This window comes from Streptomyces sp. NPDC002044 (assembly GCF_040296725.1).
In the GTDB taxonomy this organism is placed as follows: Bacteria; Actinomycetota; Actinomycetes; order Streptomycetales; family Streptomycetaceae; genus Streptomyces; species Streptomyces antarcticus.
Genome location: NZ_JBEOXU010000017.1, coordinates 64,414 through 71,580, shown reverse-complemented (window position 1 = coordinate 71,580; position 7,167 = coordinate 64,414). Strand labels below are relative to the sequence as shown.

At 73.3% G+C, this 7,167-nt stretch carries 7 protein-coding genes; 5 read left to right on the top strand and 2 right to left on the bottom strand.

Annotation, left to right across the window (positions count from 1 at the left end):
- Nucleotides 1-53: 53 nt before the first annotated feature.
- Together ABT106_RS07265 and ABT106_RS07260 are read right to left on the bottom strand one after the other, a co-directional pair.
- Nucleotides 54-299: an antitoxin gene (locus tag ABT106_RS07265; RefSeq protein ID WP_351273562.1), complete on the bottom strand. Its 246-nt coding sequence runs from the start codon at nt 297-299 to the stop codon at nt 54-56.
- A gap of 22 nt (nt 300-321) precedes the next feature.
- Nucleotides 322-543, bottom strand: coding sequence for a gliding motility protein (locus ABT106_RS07260; RefSeq protein WP_351273560.1), 222 nt, complete (start codon nt 541-543; stop codon nt 322-324).
- Nucleotides 544-707: 164 nt separating this feature from the next.
- On the opposite strand from ABT106_RS07260, the gene miaA reads away from it, so the two are divergent.
- The 5 genes from miaA to ABT106_RS07235 all read left to right on the top strand — a co-directional run bounded on the left by miaA (nt 708) and on the right by ABT106_RS07235 (nt 7,025).
- A complete protein-coding gene (gene miaA / locus ABT106_RS07255; protein ID WP_351273557.1) occupies nt 708-1,646 on the top strand; it encodes a tRNA (adenosine(37)-N6)-dimethylallyltransferase MiaA in 939 nt (312 codons plus the stop codon).
- Between the two features lie 126 nt (nt 1,647-1,772).
- Nucleotides 1,773-2,300 (top strand): hypothetical protein, encoded by a 528-nt coding sequence (locus ABT106_RS07250; RefSeq protein WP_502979247.1) that lies wholly within the window; start codon nt 1,773-1,775, stop codon nt 2,298-2,300.
- A gap of 91 nt (nt 2,301-2,391) precedes the next feature.
- Nucleotides 2,392-3,267, top strand: a complete 876-nt coding sequence (dapF, locus tag ABT106_RS07245; RefSeq protein ID WP_351273554.1) for a diaminopimelate epimerase — start codon at nt 2,392-2,394, stop codon at nt 3,265-3,267.
- Nucleotides 3,268-3,407: 140 nt separating this feature from the next.
- Entirely contained in the window at nt 3,408-5,492 is a 2,085-nt protein-coding gene (locus ABT106_RS07240) for a RelA/SpoT family protein (RefSeq protein ID WP_351273552.1), read from the top strand.
- An 87-nt stretch (nt 5,493-5,579) separates the two neighbouring features.
- Nucleotides 5,580-7,025: a M1 family metallopeptidase gene (locus ABT106_RS07235; RefSeq protein ID WP_351273549.1), complete on the top strand. Its 1,446-nt coding sequence runs from the start codon at nt 5,580-5,582 to the stop codon at nt 7,023-7,025.
- The last annotated feature ends 142 nt before the right edge of the window (nt 7,026-7,167 follow it).

The window sequence follows — 7,167 nt, the reverse complement described above, 5'->3', positions numbered from 1 at the left end:
GCGGGAGGGGCGCGTACCGGCCGCGGCCGGTGCGCGCCCCTCCCGGGACCGCGTCAGGGAGTGACCGGCGGCGTCGGCCCGCCGGGAGTGTCCTTGTGCGCGATCTTGCCCAGGGCGTCCTTCGCCTTGCCCGTGCCGTTCGTGATCTGCCCGCTGTACTTGCCCTTGGTCTTGGAGTCCACGGCCTTGGCCACCTTCTCCAGACCCTCGCCGATCCTGCCCTCGTGCTGCTGCGCGAGGTCGCCGACCTTGTCCTTCGCCGGAGCGAGCTTGGCCTTCAGATTGTCCAGCAGACCCATGGGGCACCTTCCGTTGGCGTGGCTACGTACGGGCGCCCTCGCCGGCCTCGCTGTCCGCGGCGACCTCGGCCGACTGCTGCTTCGGAATCTCCACGGCTTCCGCCGCCGGAGCCTGCGCTTCCGCAGCAGTCGGCGCGGCCTCGGCCTCGTCGGCCGAACCGGACTCCGGAGTCAGGGACTCTGCCGCGGCCTGTTCGGTCGCGTCCTCGTCCTTGCCGCCGAAAAACCGACGAAAAATGCCCATGTCTACTCCCATAACGCTACTCGTGCGAGTGAAGTTCCGCTGTGGCCGGACCGGCCTCCCACAGCGGCGCGCCGGGCCGGAACCACGCCAGGGCAACGACTGCGACTCCGCCCCGTCACGTAGCCCGATCGGGTACATGCCGCCGGGTTTGCGAGACTGGGGCCGTGAGGAAAGCAGCCCCCGCCCCGCGGGTCATCGCCGTCGTCGGTCCCACCGCGGCCGGAAAGTCCGATCTGGGCGTAGCCCTGGCCCGCCATTTCGGCGGTGAAGTCGTCAACGCGGACTCGATGCAGTTGTACCGGGGGATGGACATCGGCACCGCCAAGCTGACGCCGGGGGAACGCGGCGGCGTCCCGCACCGTCTCCTCGACGTCTGGGACGTCACCGAGACGGCCAGCGTCGCCGAGTACCAGCGCCTGGCCCGCGCCGAGATCGACGCCCTCCTCGCGGAGGGCCGTACGCCGGTCCTCGTCGGCGGCTCCGGGCTCTACGTCCGGGGCGCCCTCGACGCCATGGAGTTCCCCGGCACCGATCCCGAGGTCCGCGCCCGGCTGGAGGAGGAGGCGACACTCCGCGGCCCCGGCGCCCTGCACGCGCGGCTCGCCGCCGCCGACCCGGCCGCCGCGCGGGCCATCCTCCCGAGCAACGGCCGCCGGATCGTCCGGGCGCTGGAGGTCATCGAGATCACCGGCCGGCCCTTCACCGCGAACCTCCCCGGCCACGAGTCCGTCTACGACACCGTGCAGATCGGCGTCGACGTGGCCCGGCCCGAGCTCGACGAGCGGATCGCGCTACGCGTGGACCGCATGTGGGAGGACGGCCTGGTCGACGAGGTCCGCGCGCTGGAGGCCCGCGGCCTGCGCGACGGAATCACCGCCTCCAGGGCCCTCGGCTACCAGCAGGTACTGGCCGTGCTCGCCGGGGAGTGCACCGAGGAGGAGGCACGGACCGAGACCGTCCGCGCCACCAAGCGCTTCGCGCGCCGCCAGGACTCCTGGTTCCGCAGGGACCCGCGGGTCAACTGGCTCAGCGGGGCCGTTGCCGACCGCGGGGAACTCCCCGGACTCGCGCAGTCGTTGGTCGAACGAGCGGTCACAGCCTGATCACGTGATGGCATCGGGACGCCCCGGGCGCCCGTCGCGGGGCCGGGGGCGTGCCATCATCACACTCATGCCGGTGTGGTCACCGGTGCTGAACTGCGGCGTACTGAGTCCGAGTGGGGAGGGCGCGTGGCGATGGAGGCCGGCCCTCGTGACACCGGGCGGGACGACACCCTGCGGGAAGCGGACCCGACGCTCCTGCACCAGCCGGACGGGCCGGACGGCCCCGCGGGGCTGGGACTTCCCGCCGATCCGGCGCGCCTGACCCCGGACGGGCCGGACGCCCCGGACCCCGCCGGGGCCGACGCCGCCGCGGGCCCCGAGTTCGAGGTCGAACTGCGCCCGCAGCGCCGCCTGCGCCTGTGGCAGATCGCGCCCATCGTGATGCTCGCCGCCGCCGGTTCGCTGATGTTCGCCTTCCCCCTCGCCTTCGAGTTCGGCGACGGCGGAGCGGTCGTCGCCATGCTCGGCTTCCTGATCAGCTGCTGCGCCGGAGGCTGGGGGATGATGGCCGCGCGCCGCGTGGGCTACACCTGGCCCGGGCTTCCGGCCCGGGGGAGCGGCCGCCGGCCCGACTGGCGCATGGCCGCGCTGTACGCGGTGATCGCGCTGGGTGTCGTGGCCCTGGCCGTCTACCGGGTCGCCAGGCTCCGCTAGACCGGTCTCCGCCGCCGGGGCCGGGAAACGGCCCGCGGACCGCCCGGGAGGGGCTCCGTACGCGCCGGGAAGGGCTCGGTACCATGGGCTGGTGACGCACACCACCCTCTCCTTCCTCAAGGGCCACGGCACCGAGAACGACTTCGTGATCGTCCCGGACCCGGACAACGCCGTCGAGCTGCCCGCGTCGGCCGTCGCCAGGCTCTGCGACCGGCGGGCCGGGATCGGCGCCGACGGTGTGCTCCACGTGGTGCGGTCCGCCGCCCACCCCGAGGCGGCGCACCTGGCCGACGAGGCCGAGTGGTTCATGGACTACCGCAACAGCGACGGCTCCGTCGCCGCGATGTGCGGCAACGGCGTGCGCGTCTTCGCCCGGTACCTCCAGCACGCCGGCCACGTCGAACCCGGGGACCTCGCCATCGCGACCCGGGACGGGGTCAAGCGCGTCCACCTCGACAAGGAGGGCGACGTCACCGTCTCCATGGGCCGCGCCGAGTTTCCCGAGGGCGAGGTCACCGTCACGGTCGGCGCCAGGAGCTGGCCCGCGCGCAACGTCAACATGTGCAACCCGCACGCCGTGGCCTTCGTCGACAGCCTCGACGACGCCGGAACCCTCTTCGCCGCCCCCGTCTTCGCCCCGGCGTCCGCCTACCCGACGGGTGTCAACGTCGAGTTCGTCGTCGACCGCGGCCCCCGGCACGTCGCCATGCGCGTGCACGAGCGCGGCTCCGGCGAGACCCGCTCCTGCGGCACCGGCGCCTGCGCCGTCGCCGTGGCCGCCATCCGCCGCGACGGCGCCGACCCGGCCGCCACCGGCGCGCCGGTCACCTACACCGTCGACCTCCCCGGCGGCACGCTGGTCATCACCGAGCACCCCGACGGGCGGATCGACATGACCGGACCGGCCGTGATCGTGGCCGCGGGAGAGTTCGACCCGGCCTGGCTCACCGAAACGGCTTTCGGCTGAAGCTTCCCTCCAATGGGTGATCCGTTTCACGCTGAGCGAGAGGTGGACTGCGCCACGTGGTGGGGTCGGTAACATCAGGCACCGGCCCTGAGGGCTCACCGCATGCCCGCCACCGCCGGTCGAAGCCGCCGGAGGTGCCCATGAGTGCAGAGGCCACGAACCCCGAAGCACACCCCGAAGTGCGCCCTGAGCTCCGCAGACGCGGACGGACCAGGCTCGATCTGCGCCGGCTCGGGCGCGCGGCCCTGCTCGGGCCCACCTCCCGGGACCGTCTCCCGGACGCCATCGGGCACGTCGCCGAGGCGCACCGCGCCCACCATCCGGACGCCGATCTGTCCGTATTGCGGCGGGCCTACCTGCTCGCGGAGACCTCGCACCGCGGTCAAATGCGCAAGAGCGGTGAGCCGTACATCACACATCCGCTCGCCGTCACCCTGATCCTGGCCGAACTCGGCGCCGAGACCGTGACGTTGACGGCTTCGCTCCTCCACGACACCGTCGAGGACACCGACGTGACCCTCGATCAGGTCGGCGAGGAGTTCGGCGACGAGGTCCGCTTCATCGTCGACGGAGTCACCAAGGTCGAGAAGATCGACTACGGCGCCGCCGCCGAACCCGAGACCTTCCGCAAGATGCTCGTCGCCACCGGCAACGACGTCCGCGTCATGTCCATCAAACTCGCCGACCGGCTGCACAACATGCGGACCCTGGGCGTCATGCGCCCCGAAAAACAGGCCCGCATCGCCAAGGTCACCCGCGACGTGCTCATCCCCCTCGCCGAACGGCTCGGCGTCCAGGCCCTGAAGACCGAGCTGGAAGACCTCGTCTTCGCGATCCTGCACCCCGAGGAGTACGCGCGCACCCGCGCCCTCATCGCCGCCCACGCCGGCGAGCGCGACCCGCTGCCCGCCATCGCCGACTCCGTACGGGCCGTACTGCGCGACGCCGGCATCACCGCCGAGGTACAGGTCCGCCCGCGGCACTTCGTGTCCGTGCACCGGATCGCCCTCAAGCGCGGCGAACTGCGCGGCTCCGACTTCGGCCGCATCCTCGTCCAGGTCGGCGAGAACGCCGACTGCTACGCGGTGCTGGGCGAGATGCACACCTGCTTCACGCCGGTCGTCTCCGAGTTCAAGGACTTCATCGCCGCCCCGAAGTTCAACCTCTACCAGTCCCTGCACACCGCCGTCGCCACGCCCGAGGGGTACGTCGCCGAGGTCATCGTCCGAACCCGGCAGATGCACCGCGTCGCGGAGGCCGGCGTGGTCGCGCTCGGCAATCCGTACACCACCGGAACCCCGCCGGAGGCCGCCGCCGACTGCGACGAGGAGCGGGTCGACCCGACGCGGCCCGGCTGGCTCTCGCGCCTGCTCGACTGGCAGCAGTCCGCGCCCGACCCCGACACCTTCTGGAGCGTCCTGCGCGCCGAGCTCGCCCAGGACCGCGAGATCACCGTGTTCCGGGCCGACGGCGGCACCCTGGGCCTGCCCGCCGGGGCCAGCTGTATCGACGCCGCCTACGCCCAGCACGGCGAGGCGGCGCACGGCTGTATCGGCGCCCGGGTCAACGGGCGCCTCACCTCGCTCTCCTCCTCCCTCTCCGACGGGGACACCGTGCAGCTGCTCCTCGCGCACGACGCCTCCTCCGGGCCCGCCGTCGAGTGGCTCGACCACGCGCGGACCCCCGCCGCCCGGATCGCCATCAGCAGCTGGCTCCAGACCCACCCCGACCTGGCCATGGCCACCACCTCGGCCGCCCGCGCGCCGCTGTCCGTGGTCGGCGCCCGGGGCGACGGCGGCAACGCCGTCGCCGACCTGCCCGACGCCACCGTGCGCCTCGCCGGCTGCTGCACCCCGGTGCCGCCCGACGCGGTGGCCGGATTCGTGGTCCGGGGCGGGGCCGTCACCGTGCACCGCGTGCAGTGCGCCGCCGTCGCCCAGATGCGCGCGGTGGGGCGCACCTCCGTCGCCGTGCACTGGCGGGCCACCGCGGACTGCCGGGTCACCCTCCTCGCCGAATCGTTCGGCCGCCCGCACCTGCTGGCCGACCTGACGGAGGCCATCGCCCGCGAGGGCGTCGAGGTCGTCTCCGCCACCGTCGAACCCCCGGTCGAACAGCGCGTCCGCCACACGTACACCCTGCAACTGCCCGACGCGACGGGATTGACCGCGCTGATGCGGGCGATGCGGGACGTGCCGGGGGTCTACGACGTCAGCCGCGCGTAGCGCCCTCCTCCGCCGGGCCCACCCGTTCGGGTGGCCCCGTCGCGCGTCGTTCGCGGCCGTGCGGCGGGCACTGGTAAGCGGTGGTGGATGCAGCTCACCTCCCCACGCCTGCGCGCCGCCCTGCTCGCCGCGGCCTCCCTCACCCTCGTCGCCGCCGTGCTGCCCCCGCCGGCGCCGCTGGGCATCGGCGACCGGCTGTTCCCGGAGCTCGGGAACCCCGGGTACGACGTGCTCTCGTACGACCTGTCCTTCACGTACAAGGACAACCGCACCCCCCTCGACGCCGTCACCGTGATCAACGCCCGGGCCCTGGGGCCGATGGAGCGGATCAACCTGGACTTCACCCACGGGAAGGTGGCCTCCGTCGAGGTCAACGGGGAGCCGGCCCGCTTCGAGAGCGCGGGGGAGGACCTCGTACTGACCCCCGCGCGGCCGGTGGCGGGCGGCGGGCCGCTGCACATCACCGTCCGGCACACCAGCGACCCGCGCGGACGCGGCGACGGCGGCTGGGTGCCCACCGAGGACGGCCTGGCCATGGCCAACCAGGCCGACGCCGCCCACCGGGTCTTCCCCTGCAACGACCACCCCGCCGACAAGGCGTTCTTCACCTTCCGGATCACCGCCCCGGACGGGCTCACGGCCGTGGCCAACGGGGTCCCGGGGGCGCTCCCGGCCCGCCGGGCCGGCTCCGCCACGACCTGGACCTACCGGACCCTGCACCCGATGGCCACCGAGCTGGCCCAGGTGTCCGTCGGCCGCTCCGCCGTCGTCCACGGCACCGGACCGCACGGGCTGCCGCTGCGCCACGTGGTGCCCGCCGCCGACCGCGAGCGGCTGGACCCGTGGCTGAAGAAGACCGCGGGCCACGTCGCGTGGATGGAGGAGCGGGTCGGCCGCTACCCCTTCGAGAACTACGGCGTGCTGATCGCCCGGGCCACCACCGGGTTCGAGCTGGAGACGCAGACCCTCTCGCTCTTCGAGCACAGCCTGTTCTCGGGGGAGGGCTACCCCGACTGGTACGTCGAGTCCGTGATGGTCCACGAGCTGGCCCACCAGTGGTTCGGCGACAGCGTGAGCCCGCGCACCTGGTCCGACCTGTGGCTCAACGAGGGACACGCCACCTGGTACGAGGCGCTGTACGCCGACGGCCTCGGCACGTACTCCCTGGAGCGGCGCATGCGCGAGGCGTACCAGCGCTCCGACCAGTGGCGGGCGGCCGGCGGCCCCCCGGCCGCCCCGAAGGCGGCCGCCCCGGGCGAGAAGATCGGGCTGTTCCGGCCGGTGGTCTACGACGGCGCCGCGCTGATCCTGTACGCCCTGCGCCAGGAGATCGGCACCGCGGTCTTCGACCGGATCCAGCGCCGCTGGGTGGCGGAGCACCGGGACGGCGTCGCGGGCACGGCGGACTTCGTACGCCTGGTCTCCCGCGAGGCTGGCCGGGACCTCGGGCCCTTCCTGGAGCCGTGGCTGTACGGGAAGACGACCCCCGCGATGCCCGGGCACCCCGAGTGGGGCACCCCGAAAAGCGTGTGACCGCCGGGGAGCGGGCATGTCACCATCGACGGGGCCGTGCGGGGAATCCCCCGGCGGTGTGACACGTTGAACGTGACAGTGTGCCGTGAAGGCTGCCGTGACTACGTGACGGCACACACGGCACGCGTTCCACGGGCCGCGG

Excerpts from the sequence above, each read along its gene's own strand:
- ABT106_RS07265 (WP_351273562.1), bottom strand. The coding sequence starts at position 299 with ATGGGTCTGCTGGACAATCTGAAGGCCAAGCTCGCTCCGGCGAAGGAC.
- ABT106_RS07260 (WP_351273560.1), bottom strand. The coding sequence starts at position 543 with ATGGGCATTTTTCGTCGGTTTTTCGGCGGCAAGGACGAGGACGCGACC.
- ABT106_RS07240 (WP_351273552.1), top strand. The coding sequence starts at position 3,408 with ATGAGTGCAGAGGCCACGAACCCCGAAGCACACCCCGAAGTGCGCCCT.
- ABT106_RS07235 (WP_351273549.1), top strand. The coding sequence starts at position 5,580 with ATGCAGCTCACCTCCCCACGCCTGCGCGCCGCCCTGCTCGCCGCGGCC.